We start from the raw sequence: 20952 nt of genomic DNA, 5'->3' as shown, positions 1-20952 counted from the left end.
CTCCGGCCAGCAAGCGCGAGCAGAGAGGAATAGTGGGATTGGCCAGCGGAGCAGCTGCCTCAGGCGAATTCTTCCGTCTCGACATCCGCAAGCTGGCCAGCAGAGTATCGATGACCATGCACGTTGGACTGGTTGATGACCGCGTCCAACCGGCCGAGGATGTCGGGTGAGAGCTCGACATCGGCACCTCGCGCATTTTCTGCAAGATGGTCGAGATCTGAAGTGCCGGGGATGGCAACCACATTTTTCCCTTGAGCCAGAACCCAGGCAAGAGCCAGTTCAGCCATAGAACAGCCCAGCTCACTGGCAATCGCTTTGTAGCCGTCTAGAAGCGCCAGGTTCTTCGCGTAGGTGTCTGGTGTAAAACGCGGCATGACTGCGCGCATGTCGCCCTCAGCCGGACTGCGTACGTCCTCAAGGCTCAGTTTGCCACTGAGAAACTTGCGGGCCAGCGGTGAGAAGGCAACGAAGGTCACGCCGAGTTCACGACATGCCTCCAGCGTGGCTATTTCTGGGTTTCTCGTCCATAGTGAATACTCCGACTGCAGGGCGGTTACCGGATGCTCCGCATGGGCCCGGCGCAGGGTCTGGGCAGACACCTCCGACAGTCCATAGCCACGGATCTTGCCTTCCTTGATCAGGTCGGCAAAGGCACCGGCACTTTCCTCAATCGGAACGTGGCGATCGAGCCTGTGCTGATAATACAGGTCGATAACGTCCGTCTTCAGGCGCCTCAGGCTGTCTTCACAGGCTTGCTTGATCCGCTCCGGCCGTCCATCGATTTCCCGGCCCTGGCCATTGGGGCCTGGAAACAGCACGCACTTGCTCGCGAGGAAGAATTCGCTGCGACGCGTCGAAAGTGTGTCGCCCAGGATGGTTTCACTGCGGCCTGCGCCATACATGGTCGCCGTGTCGAAATGGGTGTAGCCGAGGTCAAGTGCCTTGAGCAGCAGCTCGGTCGCTTCCTTGTCAGGCAGGCCGTTGCCGTACCCATGGGCATAGTTCATGCAGCCGAGTCCGACGGCTGAGACGGTGGACGAACCGATCTTGCGTTGCTTCATCAAGGGAATGCCTTTGGAAAATACGAGTCAGGTGGCGAGAATGAGCCTGTATCCTAAAGAACTTTTTCGAAGAAGTAATCCGGATAGGGATCGTCGTTGAACCGGTCGATCTCGACCCAGCCATCCTTGCGATAGAAATTCACTGCTTCGGGCAGCTTTTTGTTGGTGTCGAGGCGCAAGACGTTGATGCCCAGCTGCCGGGCACGGTCTTCCGTATCCTGCATCAGCCGTCGTGCCAGTCCCATGCCACGGGCGGCCGGGGATACCCAAAGGCGCTTGATTTCGGCATAGCCCTTGTCGGTGCCTTTCAAGCCGACGCAGCCAAGCGGCATCTCGTCGGAAAAGCAGACCAGAAACGAGCCGCGGGGCGTTACCATATCGGTTGCTTCCGGATCAGCAGACAGAGACACGTCGAAGCCGGTGTCAAAGCGTCGATTCAGCTCGGCGTAATATTCTTGGAGACAATAAAGACTGACCGGATCACGAGGATCGAGTTCACGAACCTGCCATTGCTTCTTGCCCAAGGCCGAGGCAATCAGATCCATCGCGTCGAGAAGCTGCGAGGTTTTGGCGTGGGGAGACAGTAGACTGTGGGCTCGCTCATCGGAAAGCCTTTCATATTCGGCAAACTCGATCCGCCCGGCTTCCGTCAGCTCCGCCTTGCGCTTGCGAGCGTCCTGCTCATCAGCGGTGAGGGTGATCAGGCCTTCGTCCTCCAGGCTGCGGAGCATGCGGCTCATGAGCCCTGAATCCAATCCGAGATAGCTGCGAACTTCAGCTACATCCTGACGGCCGTGACCAATGGCATTGAGGACCCGGGCAACCCCTAACGGGCGTCCGCGTCCCAGAAACGACGTATCCAGCGCCCCGACCACAGTGGTCACGGACCGGCTGAACCGCCGACAACGTTCGATATCATTCAACATAATGGCTGACTTAAGTCAGCTATTATTTCGTGTCAATTCCAAACGGTCATTTGCCGCGAAACAAATCGGCGACATGGGGCCACTCAGCGCCCGGGTGATGGGCCGCGATGCTGAGGAACGCGTCAAGAAATTCGTAACACCCTTCATCGTGTGCCATGTGATGCGACAGAATGCCGAGCGGCTCCTGCGGGTTGGTCCGGCGTCGGGCCAACTGTAGATCGAACCGCAGGCGGGCACTTTCCCATCCGATGAAACGGCGCTGTTTTTTCCACTTGATGATGTCGACATGGGACTGAACCTGCGTCAGCCCGGAGAGGTCGCGCGGAAAATGCATCCAGGTGAACGTGGAAAGGCCCGTCAGACCCAAGTCCGGCAGCGCGCGGATAACAGCCGGAGCAATCCGGTTCCACGGCGGCACCACGGCAGGCACGAAGCGCTGGCCAAAAAGGTCATCGAGGCGCGCCTTGCCATCGCGAAGCTGCGGCAACAGATCATCGAGATTACGACGGCTTCCAAGCTCGGCGGCTTTTTCGCCCTTGGACTTGTCCTGAAAGTTGCGGTGCTGCCATCCGTGTTGCAGGACAACCGCATAACGCTCGTCTTGCAGCCGGTCGGCCAGCGCTTGCGTGGCATCCTTGGGAATGACCGCCATCGCAACTTCCACCTGGTGGCTGTTGGCGAGCGTCAGAAGCCGCTCAAGGTCAGGCGTCGGCTCAATGGCATCATCATCGCGCCACCAGAAGCGAACTTTGCGGCCCCGCTCGGAAAACCAGTCGAGATGGGCAGTCAGCTGCCGCTTGAAGCGGTCAAGATCTTCGTTCACCCGAAGCGCTCCTTCAGATCAGCCAAGAGAATATCTGCGCTTGCTTCAGCGCCGCCGAGCCGCACTTCCGCCGATTCGCGCGGCAGGGCAAGAGCCGCATCGGCTGCTTCCGCCAGCTGCGCAGGTGTGATGCCGTCTTCAGCGACAACCACCGCACGACCGTGTTTAGCCAGGGCCTCGGCCCGCTGCGACTGCTCGGTTTCCTTGGCCTGGGCAAAGGGCACGAGAACCGATGGCGTTCCGGCAATCAGCAGATCCAGTACGGTGTTGTAACCCGCCTGGCTGATTGACAACTTTGCCCGCTTGAGCAGGTCTGGAAAATCCGGTCGGGCGCGCTCGACGATGACCCCGTCGCCAGCACGGTTGCGATAGTTGAGAAACGCCTCCTCGGAAATGTCATGGCCCACCAGAATGCGCCAGGTGGCGTCGCCGCAAACGGCGGACAAGGTTCGCGCGACAAGGGCTGCTTCCAGAAGGCCCCTCGCGACAGCTCCGCCACCACAGGAGATGACGACCTCATCCATCCCGTCATGGCCCGTCGAGGAGGCACGTGCTGCACCTCCGACATAGCCGGTGTAACGCACCAGATGATCGATCTTGTCAGCAAAGGGAAAGCTGTCGGAGAGCTGCACGAAAGCCGGATCGGAATGAACAAGAACCCGATCGTAGAAGGCGAGGGCCTTGTCGGCCATCCATTCTTCCTTCCACAGCTCCTGCTTGCGCACCAGAATATCCCGGATCGATGTGGCCATCAGCGGCGGTCGGGCGCTGGACTTTGCCGTCTCGACCAGCTTTCCCAGCTCGAACTCGAACATCCGCCTGCCAAAGGGATAGGTCTCGGTCAACAGCAGATCGTAGGGCTTGGCGGAAAAGGCTGTGAGCGTGGCCTTTACCCGTGCCGCGCGCCAGTTGGCGTCGATCTCAGTGCCATCCGGTGTCACCAGCCGGTTGAAGACGGCATCGGGAGAGCGCACGGGCGGCAGGTCAACCACCGTCAGTCCGGAGGTGTCGAGTGTCGGCGGCAACAGGTTGCCGGTGGCCAGCGTGACATCAACGCCACGTGCTGCCAGAGCCTGACCGAGACGGGTGGCGCGTACGGCGTGACCCGTGCCCAAAAGGTGCTGGACGTGAATGAAGGCGGAAGTGGTCATGAACCCTCGACGGTGAAGGATCTGTTGTTGGGAGAGCGTTCCCAGAACTGGTCCTGGGCGGCTTCCAGAAAAGCCGACAGCCTGCGGGCACCTTCTTGCAAGGTATGTCGTTGACGGATGTGGTCCGCTGCGGCATGCCCCATGTTCGCGATGCGCTCCGGGTTGCTCAGGGCCTCGCGCAGTTTCAGCGCAAGGGCCATGGCGTCGCCTTCAGGGGCCAGCAGGCCGGTTTCCCCGTCCTTGACGATATCCGGCACGCCGAAGGTGTTTCCGGCGATGACGCCAAGCCCGCTCGCCTGGGCTTCCAGAAAGACGAAGCCGAACGCTTCCCGGATGGCAGGCCAGACGAATAGGTCGTGCGCTGCATAGATGTCCGGTATGTTTTCCGGCGCAGTCGCTCCGGTGAAGGTCACACGCTCGGGCGGAAACAGCTGCTCCACATGCGTGCGTGCCGGTCCGTCGCCGACGATGGTGAGGCTCCAGGGGAGGTCCAGAATGTGCCCCAGTGCCTCCGCCAGAATTTCGTAGGATCGTGCCTTGTCGCCTTCTCGCATCATGCCAACTGCCAGCAGCCGGGGAGCGTGATCTTGAGGTAGGCGCGGCGCACTGGCCGCGTTACCGAAGGGCGAGGTGTCAAGAAACGGCAGCAGAACCTGAAGCCGGCGAGGTGGCAGCAGGGCGGCCAGGCATTGGGCGTCTGCTGCATGCAGAGCGGCTACCTGATCGGCACGCGCAAGGGCTGCGTCTGCTGCTGCGAACCCCGGCGCCCAGGGGCCGGTCTGGCGTTTTGGCGCGCGGCTTGCCTCGATCACTGCATAGGGAATGGCGAAGCGCTTCGCCAGAGCCGGGCCGATCCAGTCCGGTGCCTTGTGATACAGGTGATATGTCAGGAAAAGATCGGGCCGCGTGCCACTTGCCTTCCAGCTGTCACCGATCCGTTGTGCCTCGGCCAAGGCAGCATCCTTCAGGTCGGCAAACCCGGTGCTTGTCGGATCGCGCAGCCAGGCGCGAAACCGGGTTGCGGTTGTGACCTCATGTCCGGCCAGTTCAAGCGCCTGAACGATCAGACGCCCCATGGTCCGGTCGCCGGAAGGCACCGGATCGTCGAGCGGCTTCATTGGGGCTGTGAAGGCAATTTGCACGAGCGCGCTCTCTTGAAAGGTCAGAGGATCTTGGAGAATTTTCCTGCCAGATGATCGAGACCCGGATTGGCAGAAAATGCCTTGCGGACGTGAGCACTGGCGTTGCGGCCGAGGGTAGCACGGGTTTCAGGTTCTACGATCAACTTGGCCAGCGCCGGCGCCAAGGCATCAGGCGCGCCAGGCGCAACAAGGCAGCCGGTCTGACCATTGGTAATCAACTCCGGAATGGCAGAGACTTGGGTGGACAGGCAGCAAAGTCCTAACGACTGGGCTTCCATCAAAACGTTAGGTAATCCATCGCGGTCGCCAGAAGGAGTGATCTTGGATGGCAGAACGAACAGATCAGCCCGCTGCAGCGTTTCGATCACCGTTTCGCGCGGCTGGGCCCCGCGCCAGATGACCCGCTCACTCAAGCCGAGCTGGTCGGCCTGAGCTTTCAGGGCCTCTGATAATTCTCCACCGCCGATGTGGGTGAACTGCCAGTTCAGCGTGTCGGGCAACTGTGCCAGAGCTGTCAGCAGATCGTCATACCCTTTCTTGGCGACTGCACGTCCGACGGAGACGATGCGTATGGGCTCTCCCGATCCATCACGTTGCGAGGGGGCGCCGGACGGTTCCGGAAAACCGGAAAAATCCAATCCGTGATAGACCAGCTCGATCTTGTCCGGATCATCGCATAGGCCCTTCAGATGGGCGGCGTTGACGCCTGTGCAGGTGACGCCCCAAGCGCTGTCGTTCAGCTTGGCGCGCAGATCCCACTCTTCACTGGTCCAGATGTCTTTGGCGTGAGCAGAAAACGACCATTGGCGGTCGCTCAGGTGCGCCGCATAGCGCGACACGGAACAGGGCGTGTGCAGGTAGTGGGTGTGGATCCAACTGATGTCGTCGGGCAGCTCATGGGCAAACACACAGCCCTGCGCCCAACGCCGCTGGCGCCCTGCATTGCTCTCTTGAGCGTAGTCTGCATCAAAGAGAGCTTTTGCCGATGCGTAGGTCGGCTGTTTCTCCGCCCAGCGTTTGGCCCGCGCCACCCGCGCCGGATCGTCTTTCACATACTCTGGCAAATAGAGCACGTCGGCCTTGATCTGCCGATGCAGCTCATGAATGAACGGATCGTAGGGCTTGCGCAGGGCCACGATCAGGATCGGGATGCCGCGTTGCTCCAGTCCAAGCATTTCTTGGGCGATGAATGTTTCGGACAGGCGGGGATAGCCTTTGACCACGACTGCGATGCGGGACATGGAACGAACGATCTTCTTTTTCTAGAGCTGCAGGTCGTATGAACCGAGTGAAAGTGGGAGCTCTTGCAACAACCTGAGCAATCCGGGGCGATGGAGTGGAACAGGACAGGCAGGCGAAACGAGCGCTAAAAATTCACGGCTTCTGCTTCATCTGAATCGCCGTCCTGGTCGTCCATGTCCGCGTGTTCCTTTGGTGGCCCGAAGGGCAGCACTGAATCCGGCTTGTCTGACAGGATATCAGTAACCCGGTCTCCGACGAGGTCGAGGCCACGCAACAGGTTTTCGACACCCGCAGCAGATGGGCGGGTGGCTTTCGGAAGGATAGCAAGTGCATCTGCCATGCGCACGGGATCCGGGTAGAGGTCGATTGGCAAAACGGTCAAGAGACCGGATTCTTCAGCCCGCGCGGCTCGAATGGCCTGCTCACGCCGCGGAACGACCCGCGGCACCATTAGGGTCGGCTTGTCGAACGACAGGATCTCGCAAAACGTATTGTAGCCACCCATGCCAACAATCGCGGTCGCACGGTCCAGATAGGGCTCGATCTGCGGTGTGAACCGGATGATCTCCACATCGCGCAGATGCTGGGCACGCTCGGTGAACTCGGCAACGCTGGCTGCCGGCATGAAAGGGCCCAGGATGATCAGTGCAGGAAAGAGCGGATGACGGCGGCTTTCATAGGCGCTCATCACCCAGTCGACCATCTCCACCCCGTCGCCACCACCGCCTGGCGTCACCAGAATGTACGGCGCACCCTCAAATGGTTCTGGCGTCGGCACCTGGTCGGCATCGTCGGGAAGTTCCCGGCGCAGATACCCAGTGTAGCGCAGTTTGTCGGTGACGCCTTCGGGCAGTTTGACGCCCTCAACCGGATTGCACAGACCCTCAGGGCCGTAGACCCAGATTTCATCATAGAGATCTTGCAGGGCGGGATAGACGTTCTTGCGGTCCCATTCCTGCTGTAGGATCTCGGCGTCGTCCATGACGTCACGCAAGCCCAGAACAAGGCGGGTGTGGGTATCCTTCAGAGCGTCCAGGGTTGGCAGAACTTCGCCACGAAGGCCGAGCGGTTCCTTGTCGACAATGAAGATATCCGGATCGAAGACCTTGGCCGTGTGCTCGATGATGGACGCCCGAATTGCCAGGGTGTGATCGATGTTGAGACGCAGAGATAGCGGTGTGTATTCGCCATTGCGCAGCTTGATCACGCCGGGAATGCGCACGAAATCAACCCGCGAGCGGAACTCGAAGCTGCCGATGATCGGTGATCCGGAAAGTATCAGAACAGACATGTCCTCAAACTCTCCCACCAACGAATGGGCAATCGCCCGGCAACGCCGGAGGTGACCCAGCCCGAATGAATCATGGCTGTAGATCAAGACTTTCGGAGGATGAGAGCGCATGCGTCCCCAATAATTGCGCTGAACCCGAAGGCGCCCTGTCAGGGCTGGACAAAATTTTACCCAGGCAGAGACGACGTAACGTCGTCTCCGGGGACTATGTGTTCTCTGCGCGGACAATAAGGCGTGGGCAGGACAAGTGCAAGAATGCTTGATCATTCGCCTCGGTATGTTTCCCGAGGGTTCTCAAACAATCCATTTGAGACAAAGCGGTTACAGCCCGCAGGACCTGTGGTATGCACGTAAATTAAGGGATTGAAAACTCGGGGTTTGGGGAATGGAAAAGAGCCTCTTTCGCTTTATTTGGCGATTCAGCGCGCGACAGCAGCTTTTCATCCTTCTGGTCACGGTTTTCTCCTATCCGATCAGCTATGTGCTTCTCGAGTTGCCCAAGCTTATCGTCAACGACGCTGTGCAGGGCGACAGTTTTCCGCGAGAAGTCTTCGGCTTTGAATTCGACCAGATCTCCTACCTCGTTCTGCTCTGCGTTGGTTTTCTGGGGCTGGTTGTCGCCTCCAATGGACTGAAGCTCTATCTCAACGTCTACAAGGGCCGTTTGGGTGAGCGCATGTTGCGGCGGCTGCGCTTTGAGCTGTTCCAGCGGGTTCTGAGGTTCCGTCTTCCGCATTTCCGCAAGATCAGTTCCGGCGAAATCATCCCGATGATTACGTCTGAAGTGGAAGATGTCGGTGGCTTCATCGGCGAGGCCATCGCTCTGCCTGCCTATCAGGGCGGCATGTTGGTCGTGCAGCTTGGCTTCATCTTCATGCAGGATCCGCTCCTGGGGTTGGCAGCGATCTCCTCCTACCCGATCCAAGGATACATCATCCCGAAGCTGCAGCGTCGCGTCGTGGTGCTGTCGCGGGAACGGGTGAAAAATATTCGCGTCATCGCCGACAAGGTGGGCGAAAGCATCACAGGCGTGCCGGAAATCCATGCCAACGACACAGCTGCCTGGCATTCCTCCGACATTTCAGACCGGCTCTATCAGAATTTCCGCATCCGCTACGAGATCTTCAACCGTAAGTATTTCATCAAGTTTCTCAATAACTTCATGAACCAGTTGACGCCGTTCTTCTTCTATCTGATCGGCGGTTATCTGGTCATTCAGGGGGATTTGAGCATCGGTGCGCTGCTGGCGGTGATTGCTGCCTACAAGGACCTGGCCGGTCCCTGGAAAGAGCTGCTGTCCTACTATCAGATGGTCTCCGATGTAGACGTCAAGTATCAGACCGTCGTGGAAAACTTTGATCCGGTCGACATTTATCCCGTCGAGCGTCTGACCTCCGAAGAAGCTGTGTCGCTGGAAGGCGACCTGGAGCTGAAGAATGTCAGTTTCTCAGGCGGTGCTGCCGGGCAGGAGCTGTTTGATGCGACCTTGAAGATCAAGGAAGGCAGCACCTGCGCTATTGTCGGTCCCGACGGATCCGGTCGGACGGAAATCCTGCAACTCGCAGCCGGTCTCGTCAGCCCAGTGTCGGGCCGTGTTGAAATCGGCGGACAGGACCTGGAAAAGCTGGCAGCAGCCACTCTTGGTCGGCAGATCGCCTATGTCGGCGGGGCTGTCCACATCTGGACCGGCACTATTCGAGACAATCTGTTTTACGGGTTGCGCCATCGTCCAACGGCTGAAATCGAGCGTGAGGGGGACGATCTTGTCGAGTACAAGCGCCGCTTGAGCGAAGCCAACTTCACCAAGAACCTGATCCTCGATCTGGACGCGCCGTGGAATGACCTGGAAGCGGCCGGGGTTCGGGATGACAAGGCCTTGAACGCCCGTGCAATGGAACTGTTGAAGACAGTTGGTCTTGAACCCGATGTCTATCGCCTGGGGCTTCAGTCGCGCCTGGATCCAACCCTGAATGACACGTTTGCCGACCGAATTCTGGCCGTTCGTCAGGCTTTGGCAACACGTATCGCCGAGGATCCGAAGCTTTCGGGTCTGACGGAGCTGTGGCAGGTCGACCACTTCAACAATTCAGCGTCTCTTGCGGAAAACCTTTTCTTCGCGGTGCCTTCCGACGCAGACATGCGGATGGACGAAGTGTCCGCCATCCCGGAGGTCAGGGTCTTCCTGGCTGAGCAGAAGCTGGACAAGAAGCTGCAGGACATCGGTCAGAAGATCGCTGAAACCATGGTCGAGCTTTTTGCCAACGTCAGTGGCGACAGCGGGCTTCTGGGCACTTACTCCTTCATTACTCAGGAGGAGTTGCCCGACTACGAACGCATCATACGCTTGGCCAAGTCTGCCAGCGCCAAGCCGGGACTGGCAGACGAAGATAAGATGAAGCTGATTCGTCTGGCCCTCAAGATGGTGCCCGCGCGCCATCGTCTGGGCGTTCTGGACGATGAAATGCGCAAGGAAATGATCGAGGCGCGGCAGACCTTCCTAAAGGAGGTTGTCGACAAATCTCCCGATTTCGAAGCCATCGACCCCAAGGTCTATCTGCCGTCCCTGACGATCGAGGATAATCTGCTGTTCGGTCGCGCCCGTGTAGACCGGCGCGATGCACGTCAGCGGATCGACGAGGTTATCCGGTCCATGGTTGAGGAGAATGGCCTGCGGGAGCCAATTGTCTATGCTGGGTTCGATTACCACGTCGGTGTCTCTGGTTCACGGCTGTCGGCAAGCCAGCGCCGGAGGCTGGCAGTGGTGCGGGCGCTGCTGAAGAATGCGCGGGTGACCATTCTCGATGATATCGCGACCGGTCTTGGCGAAGATGACAAGAAGGCGCGCGCCGTGCTGCGCGAGCTGCTGTCAGGGCGCACTCTGATCTTTGGCGCGTCGAGTGCGACAGTCGGCGACGAATTCGAGCAGAAAATAGTTCTGGATCAAGGACGTATCGTCGAAGAGCGGGAGAGTTGAGCTTGAGCCCGCGTCCACAAAATGGTTTGCTGATCGAACTTGGATTGTGCTGTCGCCATAATGGCTTGGGCAGGCAGTTCGCAGGAATTTCGGGGCGCGATGCCCCGGTGGAGGTTTAAGGTGTCTTTGGAAACCGAAGTCGAGGCTCTGCGCAAGGTTCCTTTGTTCCGCGGGATCGACGAAACCAAATTGCGCCTCCTGGCGTTTATTTCAGATCGGATGGAATTTCAGGAAGGCGAGCGCCTGTGTACCCAGGGTGAGGAGGGCGACAGCGCGTTTATCATTCTTCAAGGGTCGGCGGATGTTCTTGTGCAAACCCCCGATGGGGAGCGCAAGGTTGCAGATGTTAAGGAGAATTCGATTGTCGGCGAGATTGCCATCCTCTGCGATGTGCCCCGTACGGCAACCTTGATCGCCGCCAGCAACATGGATGTCCTGACGGTCTCCAAGGACGACTTTCTAAAACTCTTGAAAGAGTTTCCTGATATTTCCTTGGAGGTGATGCGAACCTTGGCCTTGCGGCTGGAGCGCACGACACGGGATCTGGCCGCAGCACGCTCTGGTGCGGTTGACTAGGGAGAACGGTTTTGACGGCAGAGTTTTCTCTCCGGATATGGGGGGCACGCGGATCTACCCCGACCCCTGGCGCAAGCACCTTGCGTTATGGCGGCGAGACCTCCTGCTTTGAGTTGCGTGCCGGCGACGAAGTCATTCTCATCGACTGCGGGTCCGGTGCCCGCAATCTGGGAATGGAGCTGTATAAATCCGGTCCCTGCCATTTGAACATGCTCTTTACCCATACCCATCTGGATCACATCTGTGGGCTGCCGTTTTTCAAGCCGGCCTATGATCCGCGGTTTGACCTCACCGCCTGGGCCGGACATTTTAAGGATGAAACCTGCCTGATCGACATCATCAGTCGGATCATGTCCCCGCCGATCTTTCCCGTTGCCGCGAAGACCTTGAAGGCTGTCACCTTCAAGAGCTTTCACGCAGGCGACGATCTGCCGTTTGCGGGAGACCTCAAGATCAAGACGGTCCGCCTCAACCACCCCGGTGGCGCCTGCGGCTACCGGTTTGAATTCAAGGGCAAGTCGATCTGCATCATCACCGATCACGAACATGGCGATGCAGAGATCGATGCCAATCTGCAGGCCTTTGTTCAGGGCACGGACATTATGATCTATGATGCGATGTTCTCGAATGCCGAATATGAAGTCTACAAAGGCTGGGGTCATTCTACCTGGGAAAGGGCTCTGGAGTTGTCCAAGGCCGCGAATGTCCAGGTCCCGGTGATGTTCCACCACGATCCGCGCCGCTCCGATGACGAACTCGATGAGATCGGCATGGCCGTAGCAGAAGCGCATCCCGGCGCGTTGATTGCCAGTGAAGGCATGGTTCTGACGCCATGATGCAGGGTCGGAAGGTGCCGCTCAGAGCCGGGTTGAAATTCCTCCTCAAGGTGCTGGTCTACGGTGTTCCTTTCGCGCTCGTACAGCTGCTTTTCAATACCCATGTGCCTGGATCGCCTTGGCAACGGTTCGTTATTGCTGTGATTGTCTTTGGCGGGGTCATGGCGATCGCCATGACATGTTACGAAAGATATCGAGCGCGACAGGCAAGTGAACGTCTGTGACAAGCGTTTGAACAAGAGCTGGTATAGGGTTTCTACAAGACCTGAAGAGTAGGAACGCTGCCCATGCCGGTTCAAGATGAAGAAACTGTTGTGCCTGCGCCCATTGGGTCGGCCACCCGATTGCCGCAGCGTGTTCAGGCGCAAATTCATGCGGCGGAACGTCAGTCCGAACAATTGATCGGCTGGGTGCAGCTGGCCATCGTCTTGTTTTTCTCCACCCTTTACACATTGGCGCCGCGGGCCGAAGGCAGCTCCGGCTTCAACTTCGTGCCCCTGGCGCTGGGTGGCTATTTTCTCTTCACGCTCATCAGACTCTGGCTCTCCTATCGGGTTGAATTGCCGAACTGGTATCTTTATCTTTCCATCATCGCCGACGTGGCCTTGCTTGTCGGGATCATATTCTCGTTCCACATCCAGTACGACCAGCCTCCGACCTTCTATCTGAAGACGCCGACGCTGATGTATGTCTTCATCTTCATCGTTCTGCGCGCCCTGCGCTTCGACCCGCGCTTTGTTCTTGTGTCCGGGGTGGTGGCGGTGATCGGCTGGTTGGGGCTTGTCGCCTATGCGGTCTTCGCGCAGATGGGGGCCATGCGGATCACCCGAAACTATGTCGAATATCTCACTGACAATACGATTCTGATTGGCGCAGAGTTGGACAAGACGATGGTCATCATCACGGTGACGGCTGTTTTGGGGGCTGTCATCTTTCGGGCAAGGGCATTGCTGTTCGCCGCAAGTCGGGATCATGCCGCAGCAGCAGACCTGAGCCGCTTCTTCGATCCGGAAGTGGCAAAGTCGATCACCGGAGCCGAAACCGGATTGCAAGCCGGGCAGGGGCATCTGCGCCCAGCAGCCATTCTCTATGTGGATCTGCGCAGCTTTACGGCCACTGCCAGCACGCTTTCACCAGCTATGGTGATGGCCGTTCTGGCGCACTATCAGAATATGGCCGTCGCCGAGATCGAAGCCACGGGAGGTCATGTAGACAAGTTTCTCGGCGATGGAATTCTGGCAACTTTTGGTGCGGTTGCCCCATCCGGGAGTTTCGCTGCCGATGCGCTGCGCGCCGCTCAGGCTGTGATTTCGCGGGTGGAAAACAATCAGCACCTGTTCCGTGACGCCGGATGGCCAGGAGACTTGCGGCTCGGGTCGGCTGTTGCTTCTGGGCCGGTTATGGTCGGCACTGTTGGAACGGCCGAGCGACTTGAGTTCACCGTGATAGGCAATGCCGTCAACCGGGCGGCTAAGCTGGAAGATGCCAACAAGCGCCAGTCGAGCAAGGCACTGACTGACGCCGAGACGCTGGCGCTGGCGCGCGACCAAGGGTTCTCAGGTGAAATCCTCGATGAGCGCCCTGCGGAACGGGTCGACGGGATAAAAACCACCGTCGACCTCATCGTGTTGGCTTAAGCGCTGATCCGGGGGCTCAAAGCCGGTTGAGCAGCGCAGGCGTCGGCCAACCATCTGCCGGCATTCCGAGCTTTTGCTGGACGGCCTGTACGGCATTGCGTGTGCCGGAGCCCAGAATGCCGTCGATCTTGCCGACGTCGTGGCCCATGCCCTGAAGCTTGCTCTGAAGCTGCTTCATCTGACCATCACTCAGCCCGGCGTCCGGGTTGCCCGGATTGTAAACCGATGCACCACCCAGACGCGTTGCGAAATAGGCGGCAGTCGTTGTGTAGATGAACGACTGGTTCCATTCCAGATAGATGGCGAAGTTCGGATAGGCAAGGAAAGTAGGGCCCTTACGTCCTTGCGGCAGGATCAGCGATGCCGGCAGATTGGCAATCTGGCCTGAGCGTGCCTTGACGCCCAGGCGTGCCCAGTCGTTGCCATTTTTCGTGTGGTCCAGACCGCTGTCTGCCCAGTTCAGGTTGCCCGGAACGCTGACTTCCTGCAGCCAGGGTTCGCCCCGGCGCCAGCCCAGGTGCTGGATGAAGGCGGCGGCCGTCAGGATCGCATCGGCAGAGCTTTGCTTCAGGTTTACATGCCCGTCGCCATCCCCGTCGCGACCCCACTTGATGATGTCTTCCGGCAGCATCTGAACCTGACCGATTTCGCCGGCCCAGGCGCCTGTCATGGTCGCCGGGTTGAGGTCGCCGTGCTGCACCATCTCGATGGCGGCGATCAGCTGCGGGCGGAAGAGTTCCGGTCGACGGCAATCATGCGCCAGAGTTGCCAGCGCGTTGACTGTATTGAAGTCACCCTGGAACCCGCCATAGTCGGTCTCGAGTGCCCAGAAGGCGGTGATTACCGGCGCCGGAACCCCGTATTCCTTTATCGCCCGATCAAAGATGCGGGCGTATTTCTTCATGTTCTTGGCGCCGTGTTGCATCCGGTGCTGCGAGATCACGCGCTTGGAGAAGGTTAGAAAGTCCAGCTTGAAGACGCCCTGGGCCCGATCACGCGCGAGAACCTTGCGGTCGATCTGGGCATTGCGCAGGGTCGTGTCGGCGGCGCGCTGGCTCAGGCCCTTGGCAACGGCCTCCTGCTTGACGCCTCGCAGAAAGGTGCTGAAGTCACCACCGCATTGAGCTGCGAGCGTGGCAGGCGCACTGGCGAGCAGAACGGTGAGTGCGAGGGCGGCGCGTCGGAAGGGCTTTAACATGAATGTCTCCGGTCCCGGATAATCGGAAAGAGCGCGGCCAAAGGCAGCGTCTCTTGTGGTCATTCGCTCTAATTGACGCGGCTCCTGGACCGCGGTCAACCGTTGATCGGGCGCGATCCTCGCTGCTCATGGTAAAGATTGGTTTACGCTCCGAGATAGCGCGTGCGCAATTCCGGTTCAGCACGCAGCGCTTCACTGTTGCCCGACCACACCGTACAGCCCTTTTCCAGGATGACGTGTCGGTCGGCGAGGCTTTCCAGCGCAGAAACATTCTTGTCGACCACCAGAATGGATTGGCCTTCGGCTTTCAGCCGCCGCAGACACTCCCAGATCTCGGCGCGGATCAATGGGGCAAGGCCCTCCGTTGCCTCATCCAAAATCAACAGCTTCGGGTTGGTCATCAGGGCGCGGCCGATCGCCAGCATCTGCTGCTCGCCACCCGACAATTGTGACCCCAGATGCTTGCGACGTTCGCGCAGGCGCGGAAACAACTGGTACAGCGTTTCCAGCGTCCAGGCGCCGGTGGCGCCCTTGCGAGAGGTTGCTACGAGGTTTTCCTCCACGGACAGTGTCGGAAAGACCCGGCGACCTTCCGGCACCAGCCCGATGCCTTGCCGGGCGATGGCGTGCGAGCTGCGCCCGATTAGCGGGGTGCCGTCAAAGAGGATCTCGCCGCCAGAGGTCGAGACCATGCCGAGGATCGTCTTGCAGGTGGTGGTCTTTCCCATGCCGTTGCGGCCCATCAGGGTGACCACTTCGCCGGTGCTGACAGACAGGGAGATGTCAAACAGAACCTGCGCCGGCCCATAGGCGGCGGCGAGTCGGGTGACCTCAAGCAGCGGCGTGCTCATGTCTCGTCCTCCTCGCCCAGATAGGCGGACTGGACTTCCTTGCTGGCTCGGATCTGGTCCGGTGTGCCGGTGGCAATGATCTCGCCGTAGACAAGTACAGAAATCCGATCTGCAAGTTCAAACACGGCGGCCATGTCATGTTCTACCAGCAGCAGCGGGCAGCGGTTTTTGACGGTCTTCAACAGCTCAGTCAGGCGCTCTGTTTCTGCCGGACCTGTGCCCGCCATTGGCTCATCGAGCAATAGAAGCTTTGGCTCGAGAGCCAAGGCCAACGCCAGTTCGAGAGAGCGCTTTTCGCCGTGCGACAACTGACCGGCCGGCTCCGTGCAGCGGTCTCCGAGCCCGACATCCGCGAGGATGGCGGCAGCCTTGTCATTCAGGCTGGGATCGGTTGCGGCATTGCGGAAAAAGCGAAAGGAATGGCCCTCATGCGCCTGAACAGCGAGAGCAACATTCTCCAGTGCAGAAAATTCAGGAAGGATCTGGGTGATCTGGAAGGTACGCCCCAGACCGGCGCGGGCGCGCTCAGGCAGGCTCAAGCGGCTGACATCGCGGCCAGCGAAGAGAACGCGGCCGCTGTCGCTTGTCAGGGCCCCGGAGATCTGGCCGATCAACGTGGTCTTGCCAGCACCATTCGGCCCGATCAGCGCATGGATTTCACCTGGGCGCACGTCCAATGACAGGTTTTTCGTCACCTGCAGGGCGCCATAGGCCTTGTTGAGGTTTTCAAGTTGTAGAACCGGGGTCATTTGCCAGGCCTCCGGGTGACAAGGCCGATCAATCCGCCCTTGCCGTAGAGCACAACCAGAACCAGGAGAGGGCCAAAAATCAAACGCCAATGCTCTGTCGTGCCGGAGAGAACTTCTTCGAGCGCGAGATAGGCAATGGTTCCCAGCAGCGCGCCATGCAGCGAGCCAAGCCCGCCAAGCAAGCACATGACGATCAGTTCGCCGGATCGATGCCACGACATGGCCGAAGGGGAAACGAATTCGGCCTGATTGGCCATCAGTGCCCCGGCCAGCGCCGCGACCATGCCGGAAATGCAATAGGCCACCAGACGATAGCGATAGGGTGAAATGCCCAGAGCCTCGACCCGCAATTCGCTTTGTTTAGCGCCCGCAAGCACGCGCCCGAAGCGGGATCCGGTGAATATGCGCAGCAGCAGGTAGCTTGCCGCCAGGCAGCCGACGACCAGATAGAAGAAGCTGATGTCATTGGCGAAGAGGTTCGTGCCGAAGAATTCCGTCCGGCCCCACATGGTCAGGCCATCATCGCCGCCATAGGCCGAAAGCGATGTGGCGGTGAAATAGGCCATCTGCCCAAATGCAAGGGTGATCATGATGAAATAGACGCCACGGGTCTTCATCGAAATGGCGCCGGTGATCAGGGCGAACAGGCCGCCTGCAGCCAGCGCAACGGGGAAGCTGATCCACGCTTCCCAGATATCGTGCTCTGACAGGATCCCGATGGCATAGGCGCCGATGCCGATGAAGGCGGCATGCCCGAAGCTGACAAGACCGGCAAAGCCGAGGATGAAGTCGAGACTGACGACGGCAATCGCCAGTACGGCGATCCTGGTCGCAAACAGCATCATGAAGCGGTCATCGAAGACCTGCGCATACACAGGCACCAGCGCAAGGCCGAGAAACAGGATCAGCGGCACCAGGGTACTTGCCTTAAGCGGCGAGGTTTTTGGGGTGATGGAAGCGGGGATCATTTGCTGCTTACCGGAAAGAGGCCGGAAGGACGTACGAAGAGAACGACGGCCATGAGGATGTAGATCAGCATGGAGGCCAGTGCCGGGCCAACATCATTGGCCGCAGAGGGCGGCAGAGCGAGGCGGGCGATGTCAGTGGCAAACGAGCGTCCAAGGGTGTCGACGAGGCCGATGATCAGGGCAGACACAAAGGCGCCCCGGATGGAGCCGATGCCACCGATGACGATCACCACGAAGGCGAGGATCAGCAGATTGTCGCCCATTCCCGGCTCAACCGAGAAGATCGGCGCTGCCAGAATACCGGCGAAACCTGCGAGCATGGCGCCAAAGCCGAAGACCAGCATGAACAGGCGGCGAATGTTGACGCCGAGCGCTGCGACCATCTCAGCGTCGCTCGCCCCGGCGCGCACCAGCATGCCGATGCGAGTGCGTGTCACCAATCCATAAAGCAGCACGGCCACCAGAAGTCCGGCCACAATCAATGCGATACGATAGACCGGATAGGAAAGCGTATCGGTGAGAGGCACCGACCAGTCGAGATAAAGCGGCAGCGGTACGGACAAGGGGGCCGCGCCCCAGACGACTTTTACCAGCTCGTTCAAAAAAATGATCACGCCAAACGTTGCCAGCACCTGATCCAGATGGTCCCGGTCGTATAGTCGCCGGAAGACAAGCACCTCCAGCAGCAGGCCGCAGGCGAGGGCGGCCAGAAGCGCCAGCGGCAACGCGCTCCAGAACCCGCCCGTGAACTGGAAAGCCGCAACGGCCAGATAGGCGCCCAGCATGTATTGCACCCCGTGTGCCAGGTTGATGAAATCCATCACCCCGAAGACCAGCGTCAGTCCGGCGGCAATCAGAAACAGGAGAATACCGAGCTGCAGCCCGTTGAGGGTCTGCACGGCGAGAAGAGTGAAGCTCAAGGGTCAGGTCCGGGCACGAAGGCGACAGGGCAATTCAAAAAGGCCCCGGCGCGGATGCTCCGCGCCGGGGCCTTGATCGTGACGGTCAGCTTACATCTTGCAGGAGCCGGCGTAAGCGTCGCCGAAGTCGTCGAAGACCTTTTCAACGATGGAGGTCGTGTATTTGCCTTCACCCGACTTCACGGCCTTTACCAGATAGAAGTCCTGGATCGGGAAGTGGTTGGTGTTGAAGGAGAAGTCGCCGCGCACACTTTCAAACGGCGCCGCTTCCAGCGCCTTGATCAGTGCGGCTTTGTCTTCGATGCCGCCGTTCATCTCAACCGCACCGCCAATCAGACGGGCTGCGTCGTAGCCCTGCGCGGCATATAGCGACGGGGCATAGCCGTAAGCGGCTTCGAAATCGGCAACGAACTTCTTATTGGCCGCCGTGTCGAGGTCTGCAGCCCACTCCGCGCCGGAGTAGAGGCCAACGCCCATATCCTTGGTCGCAGGCAGGGTGGTTTCGTCCACGGTGAAGGTGGAGAGGAACGGAATGCTCTCCTTCAGGCCGGACTGGTCGTACTGCTTCACCAGGTTTACACCCATGCCGCCGGGCATGAAGGTGAAGAGCGCGTTCGGCTTTTCTTCCGAGATGCGGGCAAGTTCAGCGGAGAAGTCCAACTGGCCAAGCTTGGTGTAGATTTCTTCGACGATGGTGCCGGTGTAGTGACGCTTGAAACCTGCAATCGCGTCTTTGCCGGCCTGGTAGTTCGGCGCCATAACGACGACCTTTTCGTAGCCCTGGTTGGCAGCATAGCGGCCCATGACTTCGTGGTTCTGATCGTTCTGATAGGCGGCAGAGAAGAAATAAGGGCTGCAGCCTTTGCCGGCGATCGGGGAGGGACCAGCGTTTGCACCAACAAAGATGGTCTCCGACTGGATGATCGGCTTGTAGACGGCCATCATAACGTTGGAGAAGACGACGCCTGCGAGCATGTCGACCTTGTCGCGCTCGATCAGACCCTGCACTTTGGTAAGGGCGGCGTCCGGCTTCAGCTCGTCATCGACAACGATGACTTCCGTCTCGACACCGCCGAGTTTGCCATCAGCTTGCTCGACGGCGAGCAGAAAGCCGTCGCGCATGTGCTGTCCCAGAACCGCTGGTGGGCCGGACAGGGTGGCGAGAAAGCCGATCTTCAGACCTTCGGCGGCGGCCGGTAGAACACCTGCGAACAGGGTGGCCGTTCCGGCAATGGTACTGACAGCCAAGGCAGACAGAATGCGTTTCATGATGGTTCCCCTAAATTCCCCTCGTTTCGCTTGGTCCCGCATGGCGTGTTTCCAATGCGGGCTGCGAAAATTGCGTATGGAAGCATTTAAAGGCAAAAAACGACCGGTTGTTAAGCCCTTACTGAATATTCTTGCAGGACATCCTTAAATGGACCGGGAAAACACGATGATGATCGGGATCGGCCATGTTCTGGCGGCTGCGCTTCTCTGCCATTTCGGTGTGACCGCTGTGCTCGCTGGGGGCATGGATGCGCCGACTGGTGATCCGCAGCCTATCCCCGCACCAGCCCGCCCCGAAGGCGGTGGATGCGATGCCTATGCTCGCGCCTACGCTGATCAATTTCTCGGCTCTGGAGATCCGATCGGCGACGTGATTACACGGGGCATGGAAGGGGCGGCGGAGGGTGGCGCCTGGGGCGGTCCGCGTGGTGCGCGGCGTGGCGCCAGAGCCGGGGGCGCTCAGGCGGTTCTCGACAATCTGGCGGCCTATCCTGGAGGCTGGCAGGCACTGTACGACATGGCCTACCAGATCTGTTCGCAGGAAAATGCCCCTGATTGCCGTTCTTCAGCTGGTGTCGGTGTGAAGAGCCGTGGGGCGCTGGGCGCGCGCTCCGGTGCCTGCCGATAGCGCACGCCGCGCCAGCTTAACTCACCTTCAGCACGATTTTCCCAATATAGCCTTTTTGCGCGAAAGCTGCCTGAGCCGCGCCGATTTCCCGTAAGGAGAAAATCTCTGCGACGAGCGGCTTGATCTCGGATTTTTCAATGCATCGGATCAAATTGGCAAACACATCCTGATCGAGACCCTGCGCGCAGCCGCAGGCGTCAGCTTGCGAACCCTCTACAAATACACGCCGTCACGCGATGAGATGGTTCTGGCCGCGCTTGAGCACCGCCATGGGCGTTACCTAAGCCTATTGTTCCACGGCCTGCCCGAAGAGGGGGGAATTGCACTGGATACTCTGCTGGATCGGGTGTCAAACTGGATGAAAACGGAGGCCACACATGGTTGTCTGTTCCATTCAGCCGTTGCAGCCGCACCAAATAATGCCAAGTTGAGACACTTGTTAGAGCGCCACAAGGCTGACGTCGGACAGCGTGCTGCAGAGGCTGTCGGCCTGCCGGCGTGTGTGGTGGAAATCACTGTGATCATGGAGGGACTCACCCAGAGCTGGGCTCTTTTGGGGGAGCAAGCACTGGTCAGCGCCAAACGTCTGGGAGGCCTGCTGCGCTAACGCGAGCATGTCATGTGTATCAAGTGCTTAGCGGAATTTTGAAGTTGAGTGTTGCCAAATACGTATAACTTCGGAACACTCCTGCCATAACTAAAACATTTAA

20 protein-coding genes are annotated in these 20952 nt (G+C 59.2%); 7 read left to right on the top strand and 13 right to left on the bottom strand.

Annotated elements, in window-relative coordinates; translation table 11 throughout:
• Positions 1-59: 59 nt before the first annotated feature.
• From J0X15_RS07940 to J0X15_RS07910, 7 genes are all read right to left on the bottom strand, one after another.
• A complete protein-coding gene (locus J0X15_RS07940; protein WP_206939541.1) occupies positions 60-1061 on the bottom strand; it encodes an aldo/keto reductase in 1002 nt (333 codons plus the stop codon).
• A gap of 53 nt (positions 1062-1114) precedes the next feature.
• Entirely contained in the window at positions 1115-1987 is an 873-nt protein-coding gene (locus J0X15_RS07935) for a bifunctional helix-turn-helix transcriptional regulator/GNAT family N-acetyltransferase (protein ID WP_206939539.1), read from the bottom strand.
• A 46-nt stretch (positions 1988-2033) separates the two neighbouring features.
• The gene (locus J0X15_RS07930; protein WP_206939537.1) at positions 2034-2810 is read right to left on the bottom strand and encodes a polysaccharide deacetylase family protein; all 777 of its coding nucleotides are present in this window, start codon (positions 2808-2810) and stop codon (positions 2034-2036) included.
• Positions 2807-3961 (bottom strand): glycosyltransferase family protein, encoded by a 1155-nt coding sequence (locus J0X15_RS07925; protein WP_206939535.1) that lies wholly within the window; start codon positions 3959-3961, stop codon positions 2807-2809. The genes J0X15_RS07930 and J0X15_RS07925 overlap by 4 nt, the downstream gene beginning before the upstream one ends.
• Positions 3958-5103, bottom strand: a complete 1146-nt coding sequence (locus J0X15_RS07920; RefSeq protein WP_206939533.1) for a glycosyltransferase family 4 protein — start codon at positions 5101-5103, stop codon at positions 3958-3960. The genes J0X15_RS07925 and J0X15_RS07920 overlap by 4 nt, the downstream gene beginning before the upstream one ends.
• A 20-nt stretch (positions 5104-5123) precedes the next feature.
• Positions 5124-6344 carry a glycosyltransferase family 4 protein gene (locus tag J0X15_RS07915; RefSeq protein ID WP_206939531.1) on the bottom strand — a complete coding sequence of 407 codons (1221 nt, stop codon included), beginning with the start codon at positions 6342-6344 and terminating at the stop codon, positions 5124-5126.
• A gap of 125 nt (positions 6345-6469) precedes the next feature.
• Positions 6470-7747: a glycosyltransferase family protein gene (locus J0X15_RS07910; RefSeq protein WP_206939529.1), complete on the bottom strand. Its 1278-nt coding sequence runs from the start codon at positions 7745-7747 to the stop codon at positions 6470-6472.
• A 274-nt stretch (positions 7748-8021) separates the two neighbouring features.
• Here J0X15_RS07910 and J0X15_RS07905 point away from each other — a divergent pair, with 274 nt between their 5' ends.
• From J0X15_RS07905 to J0X15_RS07885, 5 genes are all read left to right on the top strand, one after another.
• Complete coding sequence (locus tag J0X15_RS07905; RefSeq protein WP_206939528.1) at positions 8022-10610, top strand: ABC transporter ATP-binding protein/permease; 2589 nt, start codon at positions 8022-8024, stop codon at positions 10608-10610.
• A 120-nt stretch (positions 10611-10730) separates the two neighbouring features.
• On the top strand, positions 10731-11186 hold the full coding sequence (locus tag J0X15_RS07900; RefSeq protein WP_206939525.1) for a cyclic nucleotide-binding domain-containing protein: 456 nt from the start codon (positions 10731-10733) through the stop codon (positions 11184-11186).
• 11 nt (positions 11187-11197) lie between these two features.
• Entirely contained in the window at positions 11198-12022 is an 825-nt protein-coding gene (locus tag J0X15_RS07895) for an MBL fold metallo-hydrolase (RefSeq protein ID WP_206939522.1), read from the top strand.
• Positions 12019-12246, top strand: a complete 228-nt coding sequence (locus J0X15_RS07890) for a hypothetical protein (RefSeq protein WP_206939520.1) — start codon at positions 12019-12021, stop codon at positions 12244-12246. The genes J0X15_RS07895 and J0X15_RS07890 overlap by 4 nt, the downstream gene beginning before the upstream one ends.
• Positions 12247-12309: 63 nt before the next feature.
• Positions 12310-13659 carry an adenylate/guanylate cyclase domain-containing protein gene (locus tag J0X15_RS07885; protein ID WP_206939519.1) on the top strand — a complete coding sequence of 450 codons (1350 nt, stop codon included), beginning with the start codon at positions 12310-12312 and terminating at the stop codon, positions 13657-13659.
• A 16-nt stretch (positions 13660-13675) separates the two neighbouring features.
• Here the strand turns inward: J0X15_RS07885 and J0X15_RS07880 are convergent, their stop codons facing one another.
• The 6 genes from J0X15_RS07880 to J0X15_RS07855 all read right to left on the bottom strand — a co-directional run bounded on the left by J0X15_RS07880 (position 13676) and on the right by J0X15_RS07855 (position 19614).
• Positions 13676-14857: a lytic murein transglycosylase gene (locus J0X15_RS07880; protein ID WP_206939518.1), complete on the bottom strand. Its 1182-nt coding sequence runs from the start codon at positions 14855-14857 to the stop codon at positions 13676-13678.
• A 143-nt stretch (positions 14858-15000) separates the two neighbouring features.
• Complete coding sequence (locus J0X15_RS07875; RefSeq protein WP_206940181.1) at positions 15001-15696, bottom strand: ABC transporter ATP-binding protein; 696 nt, start codon at positions 15694-15696, stop codon at positions 15001-15003.
• A gap of 8 nt (positions 15697-15704) precedes the next feature.
• Positions 15705-16457, bottom strand: a complete 753-nt coding sequence (locus tag J0X15_RS07870; RefSeq protein WP_206939517.1) for an ABC transporter ATP-binding protein — start codon at positions 16455-16457, stop codon at positions 15705-15707.
• Positions 16454-17425: a branched-chain amino acid ABC transporter permease gene (locus tag J0X15_RS07865; protein ID WP_206939516.1), complete on the bottom strand. Its 972-nt coding sequence runs from the start codon at positions 17423-17425 to the stop codon at positions 16454-16456. The genes J0X15_RS07870 and J0X15_RS07865 overlap by 4 nt, the downstream gene beginning before the upstream one ends.
• Positions 17422-18345 carry a branched-chain amino acid ABC transporter permease gene (locus J0X15_RS07860; protein WP_206939515.1) on the bottom strand — a complete coding sequence of 308 codons (924 nt, stop codon included), beginning with the start codon at positions 18343-18345 and terminating at the stop codon, positions 17422-17424. The genes J0X15_RS07865 and J0X15_RS07860 overlap by 4 nt, the downstream gene beginning before the upstream one ends.
• 90 nt (positions 18346-18435) lie before the next feature.
• Entirely contained in the window at positions 18436-19614 is a 1179-nt protein-coding gene (locus tag J0X15_RS07855) for an ABC transporter substrate-binding protein (protein ID WP_206939514.1), read from the bottom strand.
• 148 nt (positions 19615-19762) lie between these two features.
• On the opposite strand from J0X15_RS07855, the gene J0X15_RS07850 reads away from it, so the two are divergent.
• Both J0X15_RS07850 and J0X15_RS07845 read left to right on the top strand, forming a co-directional pair.
• Complete coding sequence (locus J0X15_RS07850) at positions 19763-20242, top strand: hypothetical protein (protein ID WP_206939513.1); 480 nt, start codon at positions 19763-19765, stop codon at positions 20240-20242.
• 202 nt (positions 20243-20444) lie between these two features.
• Positions 20445-20849 (top strand): TetR/AcrR family transcriptional regulator, encoded by a 405-nt coding sequence (locus tag J0X15_RS07845; protein WP_206939511.1) that lies wholly within the window; start codon positions 20445-20447, stop codon positions 20847-20849.
• Positions 20850-20952: the final 103 nt, after the last annotated feature.

It is taken from the genome of Roseibium limicola (assembly GCF_017313085.1).
Lineage (GTDB): Bacteria > Pseudomonadota > Alphaproteobacteria > Rhizobiales > Stappiaceae > Roseibium > Roseibium limicola.
This window is presented reverse-complemented; position numbering and strand designations above follow the sequence as displayed.

What these genes read in the sequence shown, in the direction of transcription:
- J0X15_RS07940 (WP_206939541.1), bottom strand. Translation starts at nt 1,061, where the DNA reads ATGAAGCAACGCAAGATCGGTTCGTCCACCGTCTCAGCCGTCGGACTC.
- J0X15_RS07935 (WP_206939539.1), bottom strand. Translation starts at nt 1,987, where the DNA reads ATGTTGAATGATATCGAACGTTGTCGGCGGTTCAGCCGGTCCGTGACC.
- J0X15_RS07925 (WP_206939535.1), bottom strand. Translation starts at nt 3,961, where the DNA reads ATGACCACTTCCGCCTTCATTCACGTCCAGCACCTTTTGGGCACGGGT.
- J0X15_RS07915 (WP_206939531.1), bottom strand. Translation starts at nt 6,344, where the DNA reads ATGTCCCGCATCGCAGTCGTGGTCAAAGGCTATCCCCGCCTGTCCGAA.
- J0X15_RS07910 (WP_206939529.1), bottom strand. Translation starts at nt 7,747, where the DNA reads ATGCGCTCTCATCCTCCGAAAGTCTTGATCTACAGCCATGATTCATTC.
- J0X15_RS07905 (WP_206939528.1), top strand. Translation starts at nt 8,022, where the DNA reads ATGGAAAAGAGCCTCTTTCGCTTTATTTGGCGATTCAGCGCGCGACAG.
- J0X15_RS07890 (WP_206939520.1), top strand. Translation starts at nt 12,019, where the DNA reads ATGATGCAGGGTCGGAAGGTGCCGCTCAGAGCCGGGTTGAAATTCCTC.
- J0X15_RS07885 (WP_206939519.1), top strand. Translation starts at nt 12,310, where the DNA reads ATGCCGGTTCAAGATGAAGAAACTGTTGTGCCTGCGCCCATTGGGTCG.
- J0X15_RS07880 (WP_206939518.1), bottom strand. Translation starts at nt 14,857, where the DNA reads ATGTTAAAGCCCTTCCGACGCGCCGCCCTCGCACTCACCGTTCTGCTC.
- J0X15_RS07870 (WP_206939517.1), bottom strand. Translation starts at nt 16,457, where the DNA reads ATGACCCCGGTTCTACAACTTGAAAACCTCAACAAGGCCTATGGCGCC.
- J0X15_RS07865 (WP_206939516.1), bottom strand. Translation starts at nt 17,425, where the DNA reads ATGATCCCCGCTTCCATCACCCCAAAAACCTCGCCGCTTAAGGCAAGT.
- J0X15_RS07855 (WP_206939514.1), bottom strand. Translation starts at nt 19,614, where the DNA reads ATGAAACGCATTCTGTCTGCCTTGGCTGTCAGTACCATTGCCGGAACG.
- J0X15_RS07850 (WP_206939513.1), top strand. Translation starts at nt 19,763, where the DNA reads ATGGACCGGGAAAACACGATGATGATCGGGATCGGCCATGTTCTGGCG.